This window comes from Dyadobacter sp. UC 10, from assembly GCF_008369915.1.
Taxonomy (GTDB): domain Bacteria; phylum Bacteroidota; class Bacteroidia; order Cytophagales; family Spirosomataceae; genus Dyadobacter.
In genome coordinates, this window is sequence record NZ_VSRN01000001.1 from 6,197,698 (window position 1) to 6,221,759 (window position 24,062).

Sequence of the window (24,062 nt, forward strand, 5' to 3'; positions counted from 1 at the left end):
CCAAAAACAATCATACCAGGCGGGACTGCGAGCCTTCATGCAATACAATGATCTCACCAAAGTTGACCTTATAATCAAAGCAGTCTTTCAGCTCAGTAGAATTATGGATTGCCAGTAAAATCCGGATCACCCCGGCATGCGAGATTACGGCAACCTTCTCTGGACTCTCTTTTTTTAGCTCATTCCAAAACGAAATAATGCGGAACTGCATTTGCAGCATACTTTCTCCGCCCGGCACACAGACATTAACATAATCGTCCATCCAAAATTGCAGCGTCCGCTGGTCCACGGCGTCCCAGGTTTTTCCCTCCCAGTCTCCAAAATGCAATTCCCTCAGACGCGGATCGATTACAAAGTCGGCATTAATTTTAGTAGCCAGTGCGGTGCAACGCAGCGACGGACTGGAATATACCTTATCGAATTGCGCTGGCAGGTTCAGCCGGACAGCTTCTATTTCCTCTGCGGAATTGGTATGCAAAGGTACTTCTGACCACCCGTAAATCTGCCCGACGGGTACCAGTGGCGTGGTATGGCGGATCAGATAAATTTCCAAAGTACCGTTATTGAAAAGTAAAATGCGACCTCAGAAACCTGCTGGATTGCACCCAGACAGTCTCCGGTATAGCCACCGATCCATTTAGTGAAGTAGCGCACGAGTGCGAATGTCAATATAACTGGCAATATGCCGCAGATAAAAATCAGTGGCGATTGGGAATGCCAGCCAAAGAACAAAACCGGCACCAATGCAAAGAATGAGCCGGTCAGAATGCTGTCAAGACCCGTGCCCCCGCCTACTGGTTTTGCTTTACTATCCTGATCCGACCTGGCATAAGGTTGCGTGAAAATCACAAATACCGGCATCAACCTGCTCCATGCGTGTGCGCTGATTGACAGCGAGATAAGTATTGCGAAATCATCCGAGCATTGCAAAGCCAGATTTTGCAGGAGCAGGAATTTGAATGCGAGCAACAGCATCAGCCCTACCGAACCGTAAGTACCGATGCGGCTGTCTTTCATGATTTCCAGAATTTTAGCTTTCGTCCAGCCACCGCCAAAACCGTCGCATACATCAGCGAATCCATCTTCGTGGAACGCGCCTGTAGCCAAAACGGAAGCAGCCATAGACAGCAGCAATCCGATGTTCAGGTTTGTGAAATACGCTCCGGCGAGCCAGCTGCATCCGGCGACCAAGCCCACGATCCAGCCAATTAAAGGTAAATATCCGGTGGCGCGATTGAGATTTTCGGGTTTGTAGTGCACCCAGCGCGGTGCTGGGAAACGCGTATAAAATTGCAATGCGGTAAAGAAAAGCGTGGCTTGCTGTTTCATAGCGACTTGTTGCTTACGCCAGCACTTTCGAAACTTGCCATTTCATTTAAAAACGCAACGGCACTTTGCAGGATCGGATAAGCAACGGCGCAGCCTGTTCCCTCGCCCAGCCGCATTCCCACATGCAGAATTGGCTCAGCATTCAGGTGCCGTAGTAAATATCCGTGCCCCTTCTCCGTGGATTCGTGGCAGAAGACAGCATGTAACGAAAGATCTGCATGCATTTGAAAAGCGCACAAATAAGCCACAGAAGCAATAAATCCATCGACCAATACCACCATACCCCTCTCCGCAGCCTCCAACATCGCCCCGCATATCATCGCAATCTCGAAGCCGCCAAATGTTTGTAAAACACGCAACGGATTCGCACCCGTATCGCCATGGTTTTGCATTGCCTGAGTCAAAGTAGCCAGTTTCGCAGACAACTGTCCATCATTCAAACCCGTACCTTTTCCGACACAATCCGCGAGCGGCACATTCAGCAACTTGCTCATGATCACAGCAGCCGAGGACGTGTTACCAATACCCATTTCCCCGAAACCAATTACATTGCAACCCGTCGCATGCACATGAGCTACAATTTCCCGGCCACGCCGCAGGCATTCCTGACATTCAGCCGCTGACATCGCTGGGCCTGTCAGAAAACTCCGTGTCCCAAATGCCACCTTCGCATCGATCAGCTTTTCATTTTTACCAAAATCGAAATCGACTCCGGCATCCACGACCAGCAACTCTATGCCATTTTGTTTCGTAAAGACATTGATCGCTGCGCCGCCGCTGATAAAATTCAGCACCATTTGCGCAGTAACCTCTGGCGGATAGGCACTTACCCCACTCGCTGCAATGCCGTGACTGGCCGCAAATACAATAATATGCGGCTTTATCAGCGCCGGCGTTAATGTACCCTGGATATGCGCGATCTGGAATGCCAGCTTTTCCAGCAAGCCCAACGCGCCCATAGGCTTGGTTTTGAAATCGATTTTATGCTGGATCTGTTCTGCTATTTCTGAATTCATGGCTTATATTTTTAGCTTGATTTTTTCAACCATAAAGGCAGGCCGGAAACCATAAAAACAGCCTCTCCTGCCTTTGTGGCAACATATTGATTGGCCCAACCCTGCAAATCGGTGAACTTCCGGCCCATTTCTGTTGCGGCGTGTACACCCATTCCGATTTCGTTGGAGATGATTATGAAAGTGCCTTCCATTGCTGAAATGGAATCAATATCAGCTTTGAATGCTGTTAAGGTTCGCTCCATATCCTCGTCATACTGGATAAACAGGTTAGTAAGCCAAAGCGTAATGCAATCAATAACCACGGTTCGCCGCGCGATGGGCTGCAAATGGATATCCCGCTCCGCCTCGATCGAAGACCATTCGGGCCCGCGATCCGCCTTGTGCCGCGCAACGCGTTCGGCGAAATTTTCGTCCCAAACCTTCGCCGTAGCGACATAAACAGGTTTCTCACTCAGTTTGAGGGCCATTTCCTGGGCAAATCCGCTTTTACCGCTTCTCGCGCCGCCACTGATATAAATGATCATTTCTCAACTGTTTTGAAACGCTTGTATAAAAACAGCTGCCACTTTTCTTCGGCTACACCTGCTTTGTCCATTTCGGTACGTGCGAGGGTAAAGAAAAGGTCGGAAAGCCGGTTAATATATGCCGGGACCGCTTCATTCACCTCGTCTGTTTTGATCAGAGACACCAGTCTCCGCTCCCCGCGGCGCATTTGTGTGCGAACCATATGGCACAATGCAGATACCTCGTTACCCCCCGGCAGCAGGAAATAATCAGAGGGCGAAGTCATGGCAGCTTCGAGGTCGTCGATCCACGTTTCACAAAAAGCTGCGCCGTCAACGGGCATCGGGTTTGTGTTTTCTTTTTTTGCGTCCGAAGGTCGCGCCAAATGCGACATCATATCCATCAGGTCCTTCTGGATTTTGTGCAGGTTAGGCTGCCATTCATGGGCACTACCAAGCTTTACACGCATTAATCCGATCGTAGAATTGGCCTCATCCAGCGTTCCGATGCACTCAATACGTACATCGTCCTTGTCAACCCTGCTTCCACCAAACAGGCCGGTGGTTCCTTTGTCTCCTTTTTTCGTGTAGATTTTCATGTTTTAATTTTCAATGAATGAATGACCGAATGATTGAATTAGTGCATGAATCAATTGGCCGCCGCAAAACGACGAATAGGCAGTGGCAAGCAAAGTCCCATTAAAGATTTAGGTCGTTACTCTACCCTTTTATAATAAACCATTTCATGCTGCGGCAGTAACTCTGGATGCAGGATCTTAATCAAATCCGACAAAACCAGATGTGGGTTTACAGCCCCGGATTCCCAATAATCGTTCGCACCGTCGACCGTATGTCTCTTGTTATGGGTAAAAATATTGCCGTTTTTAAATGCCTTGAAATCGGCATAGCGCCGGTCCTTACTTAGCAATTCCTGCTTTGACCTTACGCCGAGAATTCCCAGATTCAGCCAGTAATCGGCCTTTAATGCGATGGGGTATACCGTTTCGAAGTTCAGCGGCAGGCTTCCGGTCGCTCTCGTATCTGCCCAATGATAACTTCCGCCAGCGTCCTTGAAGAACCGGCAGACATAGCTTGTGCCGTTTGGGACAAACCACGCATCTTTCGAATTGATGCCCGAAATCAGGCTGGGCATTGTTTTACTATGCTTTGCCAATGCGGCCAACCGGTTATATTCCTTCTCGACAATACCAAATTTGCGGTTAACCTCCGCTTCCTTGTTCAGTAAAGCCGCCAGCAACTTCACCCATTCCGCACGTCCAAGCGGCGTGGTCTCAATCCACTCGGAATTAACCATTACCGGAATCCCGGCCAGTTTGAGTGACTGATATCGATTTATTTTAGAGACGGGGCTTCCTATCGCCATCACGAGATCCGGATGCATCGCGATAAGCAGTTCCTCATTTAATCCCTGGTCTTTTCCCACTTCCCTAATCTCGCCGGAGTTGATGCGGGAGATGATTTTTGGGGAAGATACATAAGTCAGGTTGCCCATTCCGGTGACAATGTTTTCCGCATTGAGAAAGCCCACCAAACCAATGTGCAGGGACGACATAGGCACCAGACTTTGAATGGGTATCTGGATGATTTGCGCATGATGGTAACCCGCAGGTTTCGGCGTCCCGCGCTGCAACAGCACATAAGTCATGGTATCCGTCGTACGCTCAAACGGACTCATGATTTTTACGACTTTATAATTCTTATGGTAGTCAATCGTAAAGCCTCTCGCATGCCGGATTGACACTTTTTCTTTAAAAAGCGGCGGCCCTTCGTAACCAGATTCGCCTCTTTCGTAAAGCATGGAAGAAGTGCTGCAAGCGTATAAAACAACTCCAACAACTATAACCCAAAATCTTGATAAATAACTACTTAACTTCAAGTTGTTCAAGTTTCGTTAAAGTAAATTCAACCCGTTCCCCGACGGAGGCAAACGGCAGCTCAATCACATGATAGCCCAGCGTTGTATACATTTTTTTTATTTCAAAATACAAGGCATTTGCTTCCGCAAACGTCTGCCAGCGCTCCGCGTCATTCACATAAATGGCCTCCCAGGATGGCGCTACGAATACATTGCAGGCATAACGGTATTTTTTAGCTGCTATCAAATATGCATGATCCACATCCAGGCCGCCAAAGCGCAGGTAAGCGATAATGTCAGGAATGCCCCGGTCGAAAAATGTCAAACCGTTATTTCCAGCATACTCAAAATCACGCACCATTTCTTCCAGGCACAACCTGGCAAAACCAGCCAAATCGACCCACGGAACCATATTGGTGCCAGCCTCGACTTGCCCACGGATCAATTTTCTCGAAACCTCGGGTATACAGCAAAAACCGGCCTTTTCCAAACCACCCAACAAGCTGGATTTCCCCGCCCCCGGCCCCCCGGATATTATTATCTTATTCATCCCATTTCGCTCGTTTGCCGTTGACTGAAGTCAACGGCTATTGAATTCGTTGCTTTTTATTTTTAATATCTCCGTCAAAATCTAATTTCTTTCTATTCAAAAACACCAGCAAAAAACCTCAATTACCGTTGACTTCAGTCAACGGTAGCACACTAAAAAAGTACCCACGCACGACAGGACGATCATTAGCAAACAGACCTTATGATTGATCCACGCCACTTTTTGAATCTCCGTCACTTGAATAATCCGCCCATTCTCCCCAATAAAAGGTTTGTTTACCAGCACGCTCTGATACACATTCGGCCCGCCGAAACGGCAATTGAGAATGCCTGCCAACGCGGCTTCCGGATAACCTGCATTCGGACTTTTATGGCTGCTACCATATTTGAAAATAAACTGTAAACCTCTGCCACTGCCAGTCACCAACACCATCAGGAAGGCTGTTAAACGGGCAGGGATAAAGTTGGCTGCGTCATCCAGCCGCGCGGCAAACTTGCCAAACTGCTCATAACGCGGGTTGCGGTAACCTATCATAGAATCCATGGTATTGACCATCTTGTAAGCCATCATCCCAGGCAGCCCACCGATTGCATAGTAAAACAGCGGAGCTACGACGCCATCGCTCAAATTTTCGGACATGGTTTCAAATACTGCGATCCGTATCTGCTGTTCATCCAATTGAGCCGTGTCGCGGCCAACTATCCGGGAGAGCTGCCTGCGCCCCGCTTCCAAGCCACCAATTTCCAGCACCGAAAACACATTACGACCTTCCGAGATCAGGCTTTTATTGGCAAGTCCATAGTAAACTCCAATACTGTTAACCAAGACAAACAGCCATTTCAACTCAATAATGACAGTATCTAACAGCGTTAAAATTAAATACACGATCAGTACCAGCGATATGGCCAGGAACGCGCCTTTCCAGATTTTGTATCCGCCTTGATTCAACTTCCGTTCTCCCAGCGCAATTACATTTCCAAATAAACGCATCGGATGTGGCCAGTGATCGGGGTCGCCAAGCAGGAGATCCAGCGCATAGCCTATCAGCAGCGGCGCGATCAGTAATAGCGCTTCGTCCATTCCTCCAGTGCATTAATTAATAATTGATTTTTCTGCGGGCTCAGCGTCGCAAGCCTGAAATGCTGCCGGGTGAGGCTACGAAAATTGCCTGCATCCCGGATCAGGATCTGGTAGTTATCGATCAGAAACGTTTTCAGCTGTGCGGCATTCCTAATCAGGGTTTTGGCCAGGAAAAAATGGGTGTCGCTATCCTCAATTTCAAGGGCTTCATTCTGTCTGAGCTGAGCGACAAAATCAACTCTATCCGCCAGCAATTCCGCAAAAGGCGGCTGAACCGACTCAAAATGATCAAAAATAAAATGCCCCGCTGCCAATGCCAACGCATTCACAGACCACGGTTGCCTGATCCGCAGCAACTGATCAATCCATTCGTTTTTAGTGACAATATATCCCAATCGCAACCCCGGGATCGCATAAGCCTTGGTCAGCGAACGCATAATGACCAGGTTATCAAACTGATCGAGCAGCCCGATGACCGATTGTGCCGACGGAGCGAAATCAATGAATGCTTCATCCACCACAAACACACATTGGCGATTAATACGCAGCCAGAATTGCAGGTCCGGGAATGTGAAGCCTGTCGGATTGTTGGGGTTGCATATAAATACCACGTCCGTTTTCAGCCTGGGCATTTCGAGTGCATCTTTCCAGCTCAAAAACTGCATTTCGTGGCCGTAAGTAGCGCAGGCATCCTCATATTCCGAGAAGGACGGCGTTACGATCGTTGTCTTTTTCCCTGCAAAAAGCTGCGCGATGAGATAAATGCTTTCAGTCGTTCCACTGGTGACCAGAAGCTGATCTTTTTCGAGGTCGTGATGTGAGGCGATTTTTGCCGTGAGTGACTCGCCAATTACCTCAGGATACCGGTTAATGTCTGCCCAATGCTCAAAAATGTGTGCTTTCAACCCCTCCGGTTCGCCTCCATACCAAACATTCGTGCTAAAATCCGCCGATATCTTTCCGCCAAACCGGTAACCATCATCTCCATGCCCGTGCAACATACGCTAGTTTTTGAGGGTTTTGTAAATCGATTCCATATCCACATTTGCGCGGATCAGATCCGCCAGCTTATCGTATTGCAACTCTTTAAATTGCTCAAAACTTAGCTCATTATCAATCCGTTCCGATGTGTAAGATTGAAGCACCTGTGCGATCACATGATCATTGTCAAGCACGCCGTGCAGGTAAGTTCCCCAGGTTTTATGGTTTAAATAATAACCGTCTTCCCGACCGTCCGACAATTTCGCAACTGCATTGCCTTTGCCAGAAGCAGTCGTTTCACCCATGTGAATCTCGTAACCGAACGCAACGCCATCCTCTTCCCGAAACCTAAACTGACATTGCAAGGTCGTTTTCTCAGCTTGCAGCGTGGTACTCACCGGCAAAATGCCAAGCCCGGGAATACTTTCTATCGTTCCTTCAACATGATACGGATCCATAATCCGCTCGCCCATCATCTGGTATCCACCGCAGATCCCTATCACCGTCTTCCCAGATTTATGCGCCTCCGTAATCGCTTTTGCCACACCATTATTTTTAATAAACAGCATATCATCAATCGTGTTTTTGCTGCCCGGAATGATCACAATGTCTGCTTTTGCAATTTCATCGGGTTCGTTGGTGTAAAACAGGTTGACCCTCGGGTCATTTTCCAGCCTGTCGAAATCAGTAAAATTGGAGAGCCGCCGCAAAAGAATCACAGCCACATTTACACTGCCCTTTACCGAAGTCCTGTATTTGGCTTGGAGCGAAACCGAATCCTCCTGCTCAATGTGAATGTCCCGGAAATAAGGTAACATGCCCACCACCGGTAAGCCCGTGAGGTCTTCCAGCATCCGTTTTCCATCTTCGAACAACCGCCCGTCGCCTCTGAATTTATTGATGATAATGCCCTTCATGCATGCTTTTTCCTCCTCGGTAAGCAAAGCAATTGTCCCGTAGATACTGCCAAAAACACCTCCCCGGTCAATGTCGCCGATCAGATAAGTGGCGGCGCCGGCGTGGGCGGCCATGCGCAGGTTGGTAATGTCCCGGTGTTTCAGGTTTAGCTCAGAAATACTCCCCGCCCCTTCCAATACGATCGGATGATAGCTTGCTGAAAGCCGGTCGAATGCCTGTTTCACAGATTCGAACAACTCGCGGCGGTCATTTGCCATAAAATACTCGTAAGCTGACTGATTACCAACCGGTTTCCCGTTCAAAACCACCTGTGAGGACCTATCGCTGGTCGGCTTCAAAAGAACCGGGTTCATGTCCGACAAACATGGAATACCAGCCGCCTCGGCCTGCACAGCCTGCGCGCGTCCGAGCTCCAGGCCGTCGGCCGTGACATAGCTGTTCAGCGACATATTTTGTGCTTTAAATGGTGCGGGCTGATATCCATCCTGTTTAAAAATCCTGCAAAAACCGGCTGTTATCACGCTTTTCCCTACATCTGAGCCGGTTCCTACAAACATAATCGGCCGCAGTTTTCCGTTATTACTGTCTTCCATGGATTGTTGCGTTGATCGTTTCTGTGATCGTTTCAGTCGTCAGATCGTCGAGCGACAGATATTCTCCTTTCAGCGCATTTGCCAGTTCCGCAGCCCTTCCGAGCCGCAGATAACCGTTTTCTGTGTCGAGAACCAAACATTTAAGCTGCATTTCCCCGATCGCAGCAGCGAGCTGCAAAGTCTGTTGCCAGGGATCGCCACCGCCTGCAAGCGGCACATTGGCCTTTCCGTCACTGAGCACGATGAGCATCGGTTTCGTATCAACCGGTTGACTTTGAATTAACTCCAAAGCAACTTTCATAGCGTGAGCCAGTGGCGTTCTTCCTCCAGTTGGCAAACTCTTCATGGTTTCCTCGGCGAATTCAATGCTGCGGGTCGGCTCCAAAAGCACTTCCGCTTCCACGCCGCGGAAAGCGATTACGCCTACCCGATCACGCTTTTGATAAGCATCCTGCAACAATGCGAGCACGCTTCCTTTTACAGCTTCCATCCTTTTTCCCGCCGCCATAGAACCAGACGCATCGACCACAAACAGGATCAAATGACCGGTTTTTCCACTTTTCACTTTCTGATACAAATCCTCGCTCCTGATTTCCAGCTGGTCGGGATCGCGGACAAGCGCATTTCGCACTGTTTCCGAAACCGCCAGACTGCCGCCAGCAAACTTCTCTGCACCAACCTGAAAACCCTTAGGCATATCCAGCGTTTTCTTGCGGCGGCCAGCATTCAATTCAGGTGAAAAAACGGTTTTATCCAAATTGATTTCAGGTATTTTGTTAAAAACACCCGGCATAAAAACCTGTTCTGTTGCATTGGAAGGGCAATTTCCTTCACCGCATTCGTCCCTACTGTCGTTACTTCCAGACCGAACTTCCTGCGTTTTCTGCTGGTCTATCTGGTTATTTTCAGGCTGAGAATCGCGGTTTTCAGGTGTACCATTTGTTTGTGCCTGGGTATCATTTTGTTTTTGTTCAAAAGGCTTTTTTCCCCTCCTGTGCATTAAAACCAGCCCGGTTGCTTTGCGGATATCGTCGGCGTTTACAACCTTCCGATTAGCCAGTGCGGCGATCGTAGTTGCGGTTTTGTACAGCACGATATCAGCCCGCAGGCTTGCCACCGACCATTCAATGCAAAGCTGGCTGATCAATGTCAGCAATCCTTCCGGCATAGCTACGGAGGGAAGCAGGTTTTTAGCATTTGTGATCTGCGTTTTCAAAGCTTGTTGTGCGCCGCTCCAATGTGCATGGAACTGATCCGGATTATGCTCAAAAGCAATCCTTCTTTTCACAACTTCGGTTCGCTCCGAAATGTCCTGCTGCGCCTCCACTTCCACCATTAAACCAAAACGATCAAGAAATTGCGGGCGCAGATTTCCTTCCTCCGGATTCATCGTACCGATAAGCACAAAACGCGAAGGGTGCGAAACGGAAAGTCCCTCACGCTGAACAGTGTTAACCCCCGAAGCCGACACATCCAGTAGAATATCGACCAGATGATCGGACAACAGATTCACCTCGTCCACATATAAAATCCCCCGGTGTGCACTTGCGAGCAGGCCCGGAAGCAGCTTTTGCTTTTTCTCCGACACCATGGCCGCGATGTCCAGACTTCCTATCACGCGATCCTCCGAAGCTCCCAGCGGCAAATCGACAAAAGGAACCGGAATGTCAACCGTCGTTTCTGACCCGTCTCCGGCCATAAAGGGCATTACCGCCGCCAATCCTCTCGCTGCCGTTGTTTTGGCCGTACCTTTTTCACCCTTGATCAGCACCCCGCCAATCGCAGGATTGACCGCGCAAAGCAGTAAAGCCTGCTTCAATTTATGCTGTCCAACTATCGCAGAAAATGGATATTGATCACTCATTTACAGTTAATTAAGATATTATTCAGCCCGCACTTCCAGTAACGCCTCACTTTTGAGATACAAATCTTTCAAACCTTCCAGAGCCACCCCGGAAGGCGATTCCCACATGCCCCGCTGTACTGCTTCAAGCAATCTTTCAGCAATCGCGTTGAGCGCCCAGGGGTTGCTTTCTTCAAAAAACTGCTGCATTTGCGGGTCCAGCGCGTAGGTTTGCGCCAATTTTTCGTACATCCAGTCGTCTACCACATTCGCCGTCGCATCGTAGCCAAAAATATAATCGACCGTCGCCGTAAGTTCCAATCCGCCTTTATAGCCGTGCTTCTTAATGCTTTCGATCCATTTCGGATTAATAACCCGCGACCTGAAAACTCGTAATGTTTCTTCTTTCAAATCGCGCACGACAGGCTGCGCCGGATTTTGGGAATCGCCGAAATAATGCCTTGGCTGCTGGCCCGTCAGATTGCGGATCGTGGCGATCATGCCCCCGTGAAATTGCAGGTAATCGTCACTGTCAAAAATGTCGTGTTCGCGGTTATCCTGGTTGTGCAGCGCCACTTCCACACCCGCAAGCCGCTGCCTGAACTCACTTCTGGCATCCACGCCCTGCGCATTTTTCGAGTAGGCATATCCTCCCCAGTTGACATAAGCTTTGGCCAGATCCGCATCCGAATGCCAGTTCCGTTCATCGATCAGCGGCAAAATTCCCGCCCCGTAGGTGCCGGGAGCTGCGCCAAATATCCGGTAACCCGCTTTTTCCTCGGCTTCCTCAATCGCCAGATTATTGTCCTTTTGGAGTTCCGATAAATCTTTTAAATAGTGTTTTCGAATAAAATTGTCTTCAAGCGGTTCGTCAAGTGCGATGACCAGCTGCACCGCTTCATCCATCAAATCGATCAAATGCGGAAATGCATCACGAAAAAAACCGCTGATGCGCGTGGTAACATCAATGCGCGGACGGCCAAGCTCCGCCAATGCAATTACCTCGACGCCCGTAATCCTTCTGCTTTCTGCCTGCCAAACCGGACGAACGCCTAGTAGAGCCAGTACCTCCGCAACATCGTCCCCATGCGTGCGCATCGCGCTGGTACCCCAAATGCTGATGCCGACGCTTTCCGGGTATCGCCCAGTTTCTTTCAAATGCCTTTCCAGGACTTCCCGCGCGAGCTGCTGTCCCACTTCCCACGCCGCCTTCGAGGGCAGTACCCGGGGATCGACCGCATAGAAATTGCGCCCGGTTGGCAGTATATGCGCCATTCCACGCGTAGGAGCGCCGCTTGGGCCAGCCGGCACATAACCGCCTGAAAGCCCGTGAAGCAGGTTCGTAATTTCCTCATCCGTCCGCGCCAGATTGGGAACCAACTCATGGCAAACAAATTCCAGAATGGCTTTTATATCAGAAAAACCGGAATGTTTCGATGTAATGCTTAGTGTTTCAAATAGCACCCGATCAATGGAATCCTGCCTAAAATTGTAGTATTCCAAAAGCCTGAAAAGGTGGCTACTCAGCGCATCGATCACCTCCAAAGCGTCAGCGCCGGTTACGATTTTCCTGCCTGCGAGGGTCTCAAAAAGAGCACTTACTAAACCAAGCTTCTCCCCTTTTCTGGCAAGAATATCGTTTAGTTCAAGGTCAAATATCGCCGCGATTTCCGACTGCAATCCAGGCACCGGTCCATTCTGCAAACGGGTGAGCGATTGCAGCATATCGGCCAATGTATCGCCTGTGGGCATTTCTCCCAGGGTATGCAAACCGTTTCGGATCTGTGCAGCCCCCAGCTCACACAGATAGCCGTCTATGTCTTCAATCAAATGCGCAATATCTTTTCCATCCATTTCGGTCAGGCTTACCGGCACTCCCTCAGGGGTCATTTCATCGTCCCAATCGTGCTTATGGTCGCCATGATCGCGGGCGAGCATGACGGAAAGATCGGTATCGAGGTTCGTTTGCCGGATTAATTCCCAGATCTGCCTTTGCAGCAGCGGCAATTTGGAAGGATCCAGACTTTCGACCTGATAATATTCGTCCACCAATTGTGTCAGTTGCGCCAATTCACCATAACTGTCAGCAGAGGTCATGGGCGGCGTAAGATGGTCGATGATCACTGCATGTGCCCGCCTTTTAGCCTGAGAACCTTCTCCCGGGTCGTTGATAATAAAGGGATAGAAAAGCGGCATGTCACCCAGCAACGCGTCAGGGAAGCAGTTTTCCGACAAACCAATACCTTTTCCCGGCAACCATTCCAGGGTTCCGTGCTTGCCCACATGTACGATCGCATCGGCACCCCAACTGTCACGCAGCCAGCGATATAGCGCATAATAATGGTGCGTTGGAGGCAAGTCGGGCTGGTGATAGATGGCGTCCGGATCCATGCCGTATCCGCGCGGCGGCTGCAATGCCACGAACGCATTGCCAAGATCCAGCCCCGCCAATACGATTTGTTTGTCGTGGACAAATGTTTCGCCCGGCGCAGGCCCCCATTGTTTCACTATCTTTTGTTTAATCTGATCAGGAAGTTCATCAAACCACCTCTGATATTGCTGAACCGGCACATGTCCGGCAGCATTCGCGAGTTGTTCGTTGGTCAGATAATTATGGTCATAAGAACATCGATCGATCAATGTATGGATCAATTCATTGCCTGTCGCGGGAAGCTTTTTGATCTGGTAACCCTCCGCCTGCATTGCGTGCAGCATATTCATCAGCGAGGCCGGTGCGTCCAGCCCTACTGCATTTCCAATCTGCGATGCTTTCGTATTGGAGTTGGTAAAAATGAATGCGATGCGTTTCTGTGCATTTTTCAAATGTCTCAACCGCGCAAAACGGATTGCCAGACCCGTTACTCTTTCAACCCTGTTTTCAAGCGGCTCATAACCTTTTGTTTCCTTTCCTTTTTCTTTAAATGAAACCGGAACGGTAATAATCCGGCCGTCAAATTCCGGGATCGCCACATTCATGGCGGTATCGAGCGGGTTCAGTCCACGCGCTGACGTTTCCCACGGCCCCCGGCTCATTCCGCTGGTGATCGCCTGTAAAACAGGCACATCCAGGTTTGTCAGTGCTGCTACCGGCTTGCTGATCGTTCCCACGGGCTGAATATCGGTCATAGCAAATGAGATCGTATTGATCAAAACATCGACCTTAACTCCCTCATCAACAAAATATTGAAATGCAAGCGGCTTACCCGTAACCGGATCGGCTGATTTCAGTGACGATGTAAAAACAGGCAGTACATTTACATTCCCGTTTTCCAGCGAACGGACCATCGCGTCCACAAAATGCGTATTTCCGCTGATCCAATGTGCGCGGTAGAATGTGAGCGCGACGGTCGGAAGCGCGGGATCTTTGTATTTCAGCCAGTCTGTCATAGCTGCATTTTCAGGAAGATCCGGATGATATATGCCGTGTTCCGGTAATTGCAACGCAGGTTCAGCGCCAAAGCCGGTCATTAGCAAATGGTCTGACAAATAGCACAATAGCGATGTAAAATTGATGTACCCGCCTGCCTGCAGATAATTTAGAGTTTCCTGCAAAATGTCCGGTGAAACCGTTGAGACAGCTGCAAAGTCGGGATTCAGCTCTCCGGTTCCGCTGACAATAATCAGGTGCTGCTGCCGCTCCTTCGCCAGCCTGACCAACTCACCATAACCCGGAATACTACTCAGCCGGCCGTGAATCCGGATCACAATGATCTGTGCTTCTGCCAGTTCACGGGCCAGCAACTGCGCCATTTGCTCATCACTTTTCACAGCCAGCAGGCTGATACCCATGGTTTTAGGAAAATCATCCGGCAATGTTTCCATCGCGCGGCTCAATGTCAGCAAATCCGTATCGGCATGGGTCATGAAAACGATTCCTTCCGTCGGTATGGCCGGCTGCCCGCTGATCGTGGCTGTTTCCGAACCTTTCCAGGTGTAAAACTGAAATACATATTCGGCCAGGTCGGCAGGCGGAACAAGATAGCGGTCCGCCTTGACCATGCTTTCGATGTAATCAAAAATGGCGATGATCTGCCAGTCATTATTGATGGAATGAAACCAAACCGAATGTCCGTCGAAAAGCAATGTCACGACATTTGCCAGCGTGCACGGGCCCAAACAGCCGCCTTTGGTCATGTGCACCACATTGCGGAGCTTTCTGCGCAGCCACTCACTTTTGTACAATTCCACGGGAACAGCATCATAACCCCGATCCACCCGCCCGCAGCAGCAGGCATTGTAACAATACGACAAATGCCCCCGTCGCTGCACAAGGTTAATCGCTTTTCCGTCAGAACGTGTTATTCGCTGGCGTTTGGTTGTCATTTTGTTGGTGGTTTTTGGCTTTTAGCTGTTAGCTATTAGCCGTTAGCTATTAGCTTTTGGCGGTTGGCCGTTTGCTGCTATTTGTTAGCTCTAATCTCTCTTTATTATTCTTATTTTACCACTAAATATCAGGCAGTTCAATCCTTATCACTAAAAACTAATGGCTAACAGGTAATAGCTAACAGCCAAAAGCTAACAGCCAAAAGCTAACAGCTAATAGCTAATAGCCAAAGGCCAACAGCCCCCTGACAAACTCCTCCCTTTCCGCCCAATACAAATGCATGTAGGAAGCATATGTATTCAGCTTTCTATAAATCCTCGTTTCCGTTTCAATCAATTTCGCATTGGTAATGCGGATTGACTCCGGCTGCATTTCGTTTTGTATCAAATTGCTGTAATGAAACTCGTGGCCTTTTATTTCCATATTATTCCAATTCGCGATCCGGTAACCCAGTGTCATTTTTGCACTTTGCATGGAAGTGGCGCAGTCCAGCACGCCCGCCATAGGGAATGTTTCTCCGCTTTGCGTTGTAAGGCTTTTTGCCAGGTACATTAACCCGCCGCATTCAGCGAGTGTCCGGCCTCTTTCATCACAGTAGGCTGCTACACTGGCTCGCATAGATACGTTTTCACTTAATTTTTCAGCAAATAACTCAGGATAGCCGCCGGGCAGATAAAGGAAATCGGTTTTCGGCAAATGGTTGTCGTGCAACGGACTGAACCAGGTGATCTCTCCGAAGCGGGAAAGCATTTCAATATTTTGCTGATATAAAAAAGTGAAAGCTTCATCCCGCGCAATGCTGATTTTCAGTTGTCCGGGTTTTTTCGAAGATTTTGAATGTTCGCGGCTTGTGCTGCTATGCTTTTCACGCTGTGTGATTTCCAGTAAGCGATCCAGGTTTACAGTTTTGGGAAGTACCTCTGCAAGATTTGAGATAATCTCTTCGTAATCTGTCCCGGCAGTGATTTGCAACCCCAAATGCCGCGAAGGAATGCTTATATCCTTATTCAGAGGAAGATAACCCAAAGGCTCAACGCCGGCGTCGGCACAAGCTTCCTTCAAAAACCCGTAATGCGATTCGGTGCTGACGAAGTTGAAAATGACGCCGGCAATGTTGATTCTTTTATCAAAATTTTTAAAACCAAACAACAAAGGAGCCGCCGAGTAAGCCATAGACTTCGCATTTACCACCAAGATCACAGGAACATCCAGTAAATGCGCGATCTCCGCGCTGCTGCCCTGCATTTTATCCGCTCCGTCAAAAAGCCCCATCACCCCCTCCGTCACCGACACGTCGGCAGTAGCACTAAATTTCCCGTAACTCTCCCGCACATGCTTTTCCGAAGACATAAAGGTGTCCAGATTGATACTTGATCGACCCGCAGCCGTGGTATGATGGATCGGATCAATGTAATCCGGGCCGCATTTGAATGGCTGAACCACCATCCCCCTATTTTTCAGCGCGCGCAACAAGGCCAGCGTAAGGGTCGTCTTACCGGAGTTGCTCGATGGAGCGGAGATCAGGAAATGGGAGCTTTTGAATGTCATTGTGCTTGTTTCTGTGTTACACGGAGAGCCTCGGAGAAAGAATGAGGGGCACGGAGATTATTTTTCTCTGTGGTCCTCCCCTTAACTCCGAGTACCTCCGTGTCACCTCAGAGAGCTATATGTTATACTTTAAACTGACCAAAAAATTCCGAGTTGCGCCCGGTGAAAACTGGTTGGCAAAAATGGCATTGGCGAAATATTTTTCATTGAATAAATTATTGACGTTCAAGCGCAAGGCGGTGCGACCAACCCGGTAGCCAACTGCCGCGTCAACCACCGTATAAGCCGGAAGTGCATAAATATTGGCACTATTCGTGAATGTTTCATCCATATAATTAACGCCCGCACCAACGCTGAATCCTTTCAGGATGCTCTGCTGAACTTCATAATTAAGCCACACATTAACCATATTTTCAGGTGCGAAAGCCGTTTTGTTTCCCGCCGCCGGATTCACTTCTGAGCCGTCGTGCGGAAGGTATTTTGCCTTTGCCAGGGTGTAGCCTGCATTGATGTCCAGTCCGGGCGATGGATTTCCGTGAATTTCAACTTCCAAACCTTTTGATTCCGCCGATCCGATCGGTTTCAAAACCCCACCCGGCAAGCTTTCCAGCTGGTTATTTTTACGCATGTAGTAAATTGACAGGTTACCCGACCATTTGCGGGAAATTTCCAGCCGGCTGCCGATTTCAGCCTGATAACCATCCTCGGGCTCAAAGGTTTCACCATTCGCTGCTACCCGGCGCGAAGGCTTGAAGTAAGTAGCATAAGACCCGTAAACCGACAAAGTTTCAGTCGGCTGATAAACCAGACCAAGGCGGTAAGTCAATGCAGATTTCGCTACTTTCGACTCGGGACCTTCCGCGGTTACTTCCCTGTCGCCATTGACCTGATCACTGAAATAGGTGCCTCTGAAAATATCATAACGCAACCCCGCTAACGCTTTTAATTTCTCCGAAATCTTTAACCAATCCTGCACATAAATCCCGTGCACGTTTTCCATCGTAGCCCGGTAATTGGTAGTCACGAAATCGACATAACCCTGATTCGCGACCGGATCCTTAACCGGAATGGTAGCAAACTGACCCGGCCCGAAAACATCCCCGTTATAAGTCCGGCGATCCATCAAGCTCAGTGAATAACCGGCAAGCAGCTTATGCTCAATGCCTCCGGTGTTGAAATCAAACGTCAGTTCGAGCTGGTTTTGCAGCGGTTTGGTGAGGTGATTAAAGTAAAAGGGATAGGACCTGGTGATCGAATCCAGCGTAGGGTTCAAAGTCAGCTCCTCCGCAGAAAAGTAGTTGATATTGTCATCGTAATAGGATAGCTGGTTCGAGAGTTTCAGTTTCGAATTGATCTGGCGGACGTATTTGAGCTGAAAATCATACCGCGTGTTTTTCAAAAAATCCTGCGGATCGTTGTAGCGTGTATTTACGTTCAAACCCGGTACTACTTTGCTTCCTTCCAGCATCGGAATGCCCGTGTCGGTATCGTAAATGTCCTTATTGGCGCCTATCGTCAGGTAAAACAGGTCTTTTTCAGTTGGAGTGTATTCCAATGCCAGATACCCATTGTTTGTGTTCGAGCCGGAATGCCGGTAACCTTCCGTGTCGGACATCCCAAAATCGACCCGGTAACGCAGCTTGTCATTGATCGCCCCGCCCGCTCCGGCACGCATCCTTTTGGTGTTAAAACTTCCGTAGGTAGTAGAAAAATCAGCTTTGAACCCGGCAGTTGGCTTTTTCCTGACGATATTAATGATCCCTCCCAATGCAGAATGCCCGAACAGTGCCGAAGCAGGGCCTTTGAGAATTTCAATGCTTTCGACATTGGCCAGGTTCGTGCTCGGCGCGCTCGTGGAAATGTTGTGGCGCTCGTCGCGGACACCGTCCGTGAGCAATACAAAGTTGGAAAACCCGCGGATCGTGAAATGCTGAAATCCGCCGTAAGTGTTGTTGGCTCGCACACCGGTGGTGTTTTTCATCGCTTCACCGAGGTCATCCGCGCCGCGCTGCTCAATGGTTTTGACGCTGACACCCGAAGTGGAAACGGGCATATCCCGTATCGGAACGTCGATTTTGTTGATGGCAGAAAATGACTTCCGCCGTTCTTCCGAAATGATAACTTCGGACAAATCGCGTGCTTCGCCGTCCTTGTCCGGATCAGGCTTCACAGTGTTTTGCTGCGCATAACCAGCCGAAGTGAGCACGATAAGTCCGCCGAATACCGCAGTGCAGACGCCGATTTTTAATTGAATGGTCCGGTTGCTCCTGCCGTCAGTTCGCGGACCGCAGTTTTGTAGCATTTGCATACTTTTAACCTGATTTTAGGTGAGTTAAAAGCTCTTGCCAGAATTTTTAATGCAAGCGAAAGAAGACGAAGAAGGAAAGACCGGGCGAACTACACCCGAAAATCACGGCTCAAAAACCGGAAAAATCCAGACCAGACGAAGCTTCATTTCGCGGAAGCATTGTCAACAAAAAAAGGCAGGTCTCCTGACTTGTAACATTCACATCGTCCTTCCCGGGGCTTTTAATTTTGAATGATTGAGTGACTGAATGATTGACTGATAAAAAAATATTCGGTCATCGCAGTGGCGACCCGGTCTATAATTCAGTCATTCAGTCATTCGCTAATTCAATCATTAATTCCCCAGTGGACATCATTCTGATGTAAACTCTTTGCGTTACTTACAGTTGCGCGACAGCTCGTGATTTGCACACGATTCCCTATTAATTCACGTGGTTAGTAAAACCTTTTCCTGTTGGAAAATAAAGTAAAGAACTGTTTCAAGGCTGCAAAAGTAGAGGAATAAGTTAATTTTCATGTCAGTGTAAAACAAAAAACTCCATATTTGCGGCTCAATTGGTTCACGCGCTTTGCGTGATGAAAAGGGAATCCGGTGAAAATCCGGAGCAGTACCCGCTGCTGTAAGTTCATATTTTGTGTTGCAACATTTTGTGCCACTGGGAAGTAATTTTGAGTTAGTGATTAGTGAGTTAGTGAATTAATGAGTTAGTGAATTAGTGAATGACCGAATTAGTGAATGTTTTTGTATTAGACTTATAAAACCCTCACTCACTCACTCACTCACTCACTCACTCACTCACTCACTCACTCACTAATTCACTCACTCACTAATTCAATCAATCCCCCGGGAAGGCGTTGCAACTGGGCGAGCCAGAAGACCTGCCAGTCGATATATTATCCGGATTGCTTTCGGGAAGAAAGGCGATAGGACGATGGCGGTGGCTTCTTTTGGGCTGCTGCCCTGCGCCTGCATTGTTCCCAAAGTTTTTCGAGATAAGCGGTTTTTTACTTATCCAAGATTAATCGAAAAACGAATGGTCAACATCCTACTCATTGATTCCCTGCTTCTTGGCGTCCAGCATTCCTTTGAACCCGATCATATGGCGGCGGTTTCTGTATTGGCCAGCGAGGATGCCAAAAGTCCTTCCCAACGCTGGAAACTGATCTGGCGTTCGTCCCACTGGGCGCTCGGACATTCCTTTACGCTCATCCTGTTTGCTGTGCTGGTTTTGCTGCTGAGATCGACGCTTACCCTTGACATTTCGGAGAAAGTAGAGCTGCTCGTCGGGCCGCTGATGATCTGGCTGGGTGTGGTTGCGATCCGGCGGAACTTTGTGAAAGACAGAACTTTGCATTACCCTAACCCGCAGCAAAAATTCAGCCGCTCGTTTTGGGTAGGAATGGTCCACGGACTTGCGGGAACAGGCGGCGCATGTGCCGTGGCGCTGACCCTCGCCGCAAGCGATGCGTCTACGGCGGTCTGGATCATCATTTTGCAAAGTGTCGGAATTATTCTTTCCATGTCGGCTTACGGCTATTTTTTCGCCACTTCCATCCACCGTTTCGCGGGCAAGCGGGAAACATTTCTCAAAGTCGTCAACTACACCGTCGGCGCATTTTCAATCCTTATCGGAACAATCACTCTGTATGAATCCCTTGTATAAATTTTTACGCTTACCCGTTCATTTACTGCCCTTTATCAGCTACTTCCAGAGCAATGCACAAACTACCCCGACAGACAGTTCGAATGCGAACCTGCTCGATCCCATCGTAGTTACAGCCACGCGTTTTGACACAAACAAAGAGCGCATTGCCCAAAAAATCGACCTGATTTCCTCGGAAGATATGCGACTGACGCCCGCCCAGGACCTTACCGATATGGTTCGGAAATCGGCAGCCGTGGATGTGATCCAATATCCGAATTTGTCAAGCGGGATAGGAATCCGGGGTTTCCGGCCGCAGTTTTCCGGATTGAACCAAAGAACATTGTTACTGATCGATGGCCGCGCCGCCGGGGCGACCAACTTGTCCCAAATCAACCTGAATGGCGTTGAGCGGATCGAAGTCCTGAAAGGCCCTGCTTCCTCGCTTTATGGTTCGCAGGCAATGGGCGGGGTGATTAATGTGATTACCAAGCGGTCCAAAGGTGCAGCCAGCGGCAATGGCTTTGTAGAATATGGTAGTTTTAAAACGATTCAGGCTGGCCTCAACACCGGTGGAAATCTGACCAAAAAGCTTGATTACGACCTTTCATTTACCTATTTGGAAAGATCAAAATATTACAGGATTGGCAGCAACAACTGGCTTAGAAATGCATTTGACTACACATCTTCCCAGAAAAATTACACTGCCCAGCCCATTGAAAAAGTGGACGAAACGGTTAATGATGGCGCAAAAAGGCCTTACACGCAGCTGCATTACTATTCGGGTGCACTGCGGCTGGGTTATCAGCTGAACAAACGTCTGCGACTCGATGTGCGTGGCGAAACATTTCAAGCAAAAGATGTCGAGTCACCCGGTGAAATTTCTTCCGGCAGCACAGAAGCGAGTACCAAGGATATTGGCCGGGCTGCGCTGGATATTGCACTTTCTGCGGAAATAGGCGCTCATACTGCAAGCGTGAAAGTGTTCGGGGCAGACGAACATACTTCTAATTATACCCTGAACGTTTCCGGCAAGCCCGTCGCGCCTTTCCGCTCGGCTGCCGGTAAAAACAGCTGGAAAGGTATTCAGATTAAAGACGTCTGGAAACTGCAAAAACATTCATTGATAATAGGTTACGATTATCTGAATGCTTCCACCAAAAGTCGTCGCTGGACCAACGATACTACTGAGCGAGCGCCCACCCAGCCTGAATATGCGATCATTTCATCTGCATTTTTTGCTCAGGCAGTTCTGGATTTTGGTAAAATCACTTTGCAGCCCGGCGTGCGCTTCGACCATATTACATTTGATGTACACGAAACTGCCCTGTTGCCTACCTACAAAGCAGGTAAGGAAAAAACACCTTTTACAAGTCCAAGCCTGGGCATAACCTATAATCCGGTTCATTATTTGTTTTTAAAAGCCAATGTCGGCCGCGCCTTTGTAACAACGGATGCTTACAATGTGGCCGGATATAACGAGATAAGAGACGCAAAAGGCAGGATCGCCGTAACAGCCGGGAACCCGGACCTGAAAAACGAAAACAGCCTCAGCTGGGACGCAGGAATACATTTGAGCAGACCAAAATCAGGCTTGTCGGCCAGTGTTACCTATTTTGCGACACAGGTCGATAACCGGATCGCGAAGACGATCAGAACAGTGAACGAGCCTTTGCAAAACGGCGACGTAATCGTGTCCAGAGCAACTTTTGTGAATGCGGCCGACGCGCAGATCAATGGCCTGGAAACTGAGCTATCCTATAATTTGGGCGCATTAAATGATTACCGATACGTTTTGCGGGCATTTTGGAATGGCACTTCCCTGCTGAAAGCGAGGGAACTGATTATAGGGTCCGACGCTTCGGAAACAACGAGGAATATTCAGAATGTGGCCAGAAATACATTTAATTATGGCCTGGAATATGACAACCTCAAATGGCTCCGCATCCGGTTATCCGCCCGGACGGTGGGCATGCGGACAGATATCGATTATACCGATCCGATCAATCCCGAAATCGAATACCCAAACTATATGATGATCGACCTGGCAGCTGCATTCAAAATTTCAGCCAGTCACCTGCTCACCCTGAAAATCGCTAATGCAACTGACGAGAATTATTATGAAAAAAGAGGCTATAACTTGCCGGGAAGGGCAGTTTCCTGTCGGTACAGTTTTTCGTTCTGACAAAAACTATTCAAAGCCGGCGTGAAATACCGGCTTTAAATAGTTTCAGGAAAAACGGTTGCGGGCATCGTAGGCCAGTCCCAGCCCGACGCTGGAAAGCTTGTTTTCCTCCGACCAGTTGGCGGCTGGAAATAGCTTCCTGAACTGCTCCTGGATCAGGGGAATTTCGGTAGAGCCGCCGGTCATAATTACCAGTCCGATCGCTTCGGGCGCAATGCCGGCCACCTGCAAACATTCTTCTGCTGCATTTACGATTTTCTCTGTTTTTGAAATAATGGCTGTGTTAAAATCTTCTCTGGCCACATCGATACGCAGATCCTGATCAATAAAAGGTAGTTCGGCCTCGAAGTTCTCCCTGCTCGCCAGACCGATCTTGATCTTTTCCGTTTCTGCCAGCACCGCATGTCCTGTTTCCTGTTCAAGCACATTGATCAGCCTGCCGTAGCGAACCGGATCATGCGTTTCGCGCAGCAACTGCTTGGCCTGGAACAAAATCCGGTTTGTATATAAGAAATTCACCTTGCTCCATTCCGACAAATCGAAATAATGGTAAGACGGCACTTCGAGGTTTTTGGCGCCGTATCTCGTCCGAAAACCTAGTTCCGGCATCATTTCGGCCAGGCTCAGATCTTTGTCAAAATCATTTCCACCGAGGCGCACGCCGGTATTTGCCAGGATATCGCTGTTTCTATCGTGCTTTCTGGCATTTTCCTTTGAAAGCCGGATAATCGTGAAGTCCGAAGTTCCGCCGCCCAGATCCACCACTATCGCCAGTTTCTCACCGGAAAGTCTGGCTTCGTGGGCAAATGCGGCGGCAATAGGCTCGTATTGAAAACCGACATGATCGAAACCAAGCCCTTTCGCAATGGCCTTTAACTCGTTTTCCGCCCGCTCGTCGGCGGCGGGATCATTGTCTACGAAATGAACCGGACGCCCCATTACGACGTGGCGAAGTTCCTTCCCGCAATCGGCCTCGGCTTTGCGTTTCATCTGGTCAAGGAATGCCGCAATAATCTGGTCAAATTTCATCAGTTCGCCGTTGACCATCGTCCCCTGCCGCATCGCAGGAGTGCCGAGAACACGTTTCAGGCTTCGCATCAACCTGCCGGGCTGGCGGTCCAGGAAACGCTCCGTTGCCTCCCGGCCGAACGAGGCGTGATTGTCCTTCCGCGCGAAGAACATGGCACTGGGAATAGTTACATGGTCGTTTTCAACCGGGATAAGAAACACGTCGTCACGATCCGCTACCGCCAGACTGGAATTGGAAGTACCGAAATCAATGCCGCAAAAAAGAGGGTTTGTCATTGAATTGGAAAATTGGGCGCGCAATTTCTGATTATTTGCCCGGCAAACCAAATTACCAATC

17 protein-coding genes and 2 riboswitches are annotated in these 24,062 nt (G+C 49.0%); of the genes, 2 read left to right on the forward strand and 15 right to left on the reverse strand.

What is annotated here, in order from left to right:
* Positions 1–10: 10 nt before the first annotated feature.
* The 14 genes from cobC to FXO21_RS25735 all read right to left on the reverse strand — a co-directional run bounded on the left by cobC (position 11) and on the right by FXO21_RS25735 (position 18,863).
* On the reverse strand, positions 11–553 hold the full coding sequence (cobC, locus tag FXO21_RS25670) for an alpha-ribazole phosphatase family protein (protein ID WP_149642764.1): 543 nt from the start codon (positions 551–553) through the stop codon (positions 11–13).
* Positions 538–1,329 (reverse strand): adenosylcobinamide-GDP ribazoletransferase, encoded by a 792-nt coding sequence (locus tag FXO21_RS25675; protein WP_149642765.1) that lies wholly within the window; start codon positions 1,327–1,329, stop codon positions 538–540. The genes cobC and FXO21_RS25675 overlap by 16 nt, the downstream gene beginning before the upstream one ends.
* Positions 1,326–2,345 carry a nicotinate-nucleotide--dimethylbenzimidazole phosphoribosyltransferase gene (gene cobT / locus FXO21_RS25680; RefSeq protein WP_149642766.1) on the reverse strand — a complete coding sequence of 340 codons (1,020 nt, stop codon included), beginning with the start codon at positions 2,343–2,345 and terminating at the stop codon, positions 1,326–1,328. The genes FXO21_RS25675 and cobT overlap by 4 nt, the downstream gene beginning before the upstream one ends.
* 11 nt (positions 2,346–2,356) lie before the next feature.
* Positions 2,357–2,869, reverse strand: a complete 513-nt coding sequence (locus FXO21_RS25685; RefSeq protein ID WP_149642767.1) for a bifunctional adenosylcobinamide kinase/adenosylcobinamide-phosphate guanylyltransferase — start codon at positions 2,867–2,869, stop codon at positions 2,357–2,359.
* Positions 2,866–3,447, reverse strand: a complete 582-nt coding sequence (locus FXO21_RS25690) for a cob(I)yrinic acid a,c-diamide adenosyltransferase (protein ID WP_149642768.1) — start codon at positions 3,445–3,447, stop codon at positions 2,866–2,868. The genes FXO21_RS25685 and FXO21_RS25690 overlap by 4 nt, the downstream gene beginning before the upstream one ends.
* A gap of 116 nt (positions 3,448–3,563) precedes the next feature.
* Positions 3,564–4,667 carry an ABC transporter substrate-binding protein gene (locus FXO21_RS25695; RefSeq protein ID WP_149642769.1) on the reverse strand — a complete coding sequence of 368 codons (1,104 nt, stop codon included), beginning with the start codon at positions 4,665–4,667 and terminating at the stop codon, positions 3,564–3,566.
* A 64-nt stretch (positions 4,668–4,731) separates the two neighbouring features.
* Positions 4,732–5,274: an AAA family ATPase gene (locus FXO21_RS25700; RefSeq protein ID WP_149642770.1), complete on the reverse strand. Its 543-nt coding sequence runs from the start codon at positions 5,272–5,274 to the stop codon at positions 4,732–4,734.
* 138 nt (positions 5,275–5,412) lie between these two features.
* On the reverse strand, positions 5,413–6,354 hold the full coding sequence (gene cbiB / locus FXO21_RS25705; protein ID WP_149642771.1) for an adenosylcobinamide-phosphate synthase CbiB: 942 nt from the start codon (positions 6,352–6,354) through the stop codon (positions 5,413–5,415).
* Positions 6,333–7,355, reverse strand: a complete 1,023-nt coding sequence (locus FXO21_RS25710) for a pyridoxal phosphate-dependent aminotransferase (protein ID WP_149642772.1) — start codon at positions 7,353–7,355, stop codon at positions 6,333–6,335. Before FXO21_RS25710 ends, cbiB begins: the two co-directional genes overlap by 22 nt.
* 3 nt (positions 7,356–7,358) lie before the next feature.
* Entirely contained in the window at positions 7,359–8,846 is a 1,488-nt protein-coding gene (locus tag FXO21_RS25715) for a cobyric acid synthase (RefSeq protein ID WP_225865867.1), read from the reverse strand.
* Positions 8,833–10,710 carry a magnesium chelatase subunit D family protein gene (locus FXO21_RS25720; protein WP_149642773.1) on the reverse strand — a complete coding sequence of 626 codons (1,878 nt, stop codon included), beginning with the start codon at positions 10,708–10,710 and terminating at the stop codon, positions 8,833–8,835. Before FXO21_RS25720 ends, FXO21_RS25715 begins: the two co-directional genes overlap by 14 nt.
* 18 nt (positions 10,711–10,728) lie before the next feature.
* Positions 10,729–15,012 (reverse strand): cobaltochelatase subunit CobN, encoded by a 4,284-nt coding sequence (gene cobN, locus FXO21_RS25725; protein WP_149642774.1) that lies wholly within the window; start codon positions 15,010–15,012, stop codon positions 10,729–10,731.
* Positions 15,013–15,232: 220 nt separating this feature from the next.
* Positions 15,233–16,561, reverse strand: a complete 1,329-nt coding sequence (locus tag FXO21_RS25730; protein WP_149642775.1) for a cobyrinate a,c-diamide synthase — start codon at positions 16,559–16,561, stop codon at positions 15,233–15,235.
* Between the two features lie 115 nt (positions 16,562–16,676).
* Positions 16,677–18,863 carry a TonB-dependent receptor gene (locus FXO21_RS25735; protein ID WP_225865868.1) on the reverse strand — a complete coding sequence of 729 codons (2,187 nt, stop codon included), beginning with the start codon at positions 18,861–18,863 and terminating at the stop codon, positions 16,677–16,679.
* Positions 18,864–19,026: 163 nt separating this feature from the next.
* Positions 19,027–19,332: riboswitch (cobalamin riboswitch) on the reverse strand.
* 75 nt (positions 19,333–19,407) lie between these two features.
* Positions 19,408–19,769: riboswitch (cobalamin riboswitch) on the forward strand.
* 133 nt (positions 19,770–19,902) lie between these two features.
* Here FXO21_RS25735 and FXO21_RS25740 point away from each other — a divergent pair.
* Both FXO21_RS25740 and FXO21_RS25745 read left to right on the forward strand, forming a co-directional pair.
* Positions 19,903–20,532 (forward strand): cytochrome c biogenesis protein CcdA, encoded by a 630-nt coding sequence (locus FXO21_RS25740; RefSeq protein WP_149642777.1) that lies wholly within the window; start codon positions 19,903–19,905, stop codon positions 20,530–20,532.
* Positions 20,516–22,696 (forward strand): TonB-dependent receptor plug domain-containing protein, encoded by a 2,181-nt coding sequence (locus FXO21_RS25745; RefSeq protein WP_149642778.1) that lies wholly within the window; start codon positions 20,516–20,518, stop codon positions 22,694–22,696. Before FXO21_RS25740 ends, FXO21_RS25745 begins: the two co-directional genes overlap by 17 nt.
* A gap of 45 nt (positions 22,697–22,741) precedes the next feature.
* Here FXO21_RS25745 and FXO21_RS25750 read toward each other — a convergent pair whose 3' ends face one another.
* Entirely contained in the window at positions 22,742–24,001 is a 1,260-nt protein-coding gene (locus tag FXO21_RS25750) for an Hsp70 family protein (RefSeq protein ID WP_149642779.1), read from the reverse strand.
* Positions 24,002–24,062 lie beyond the last annotated feature (61 nt).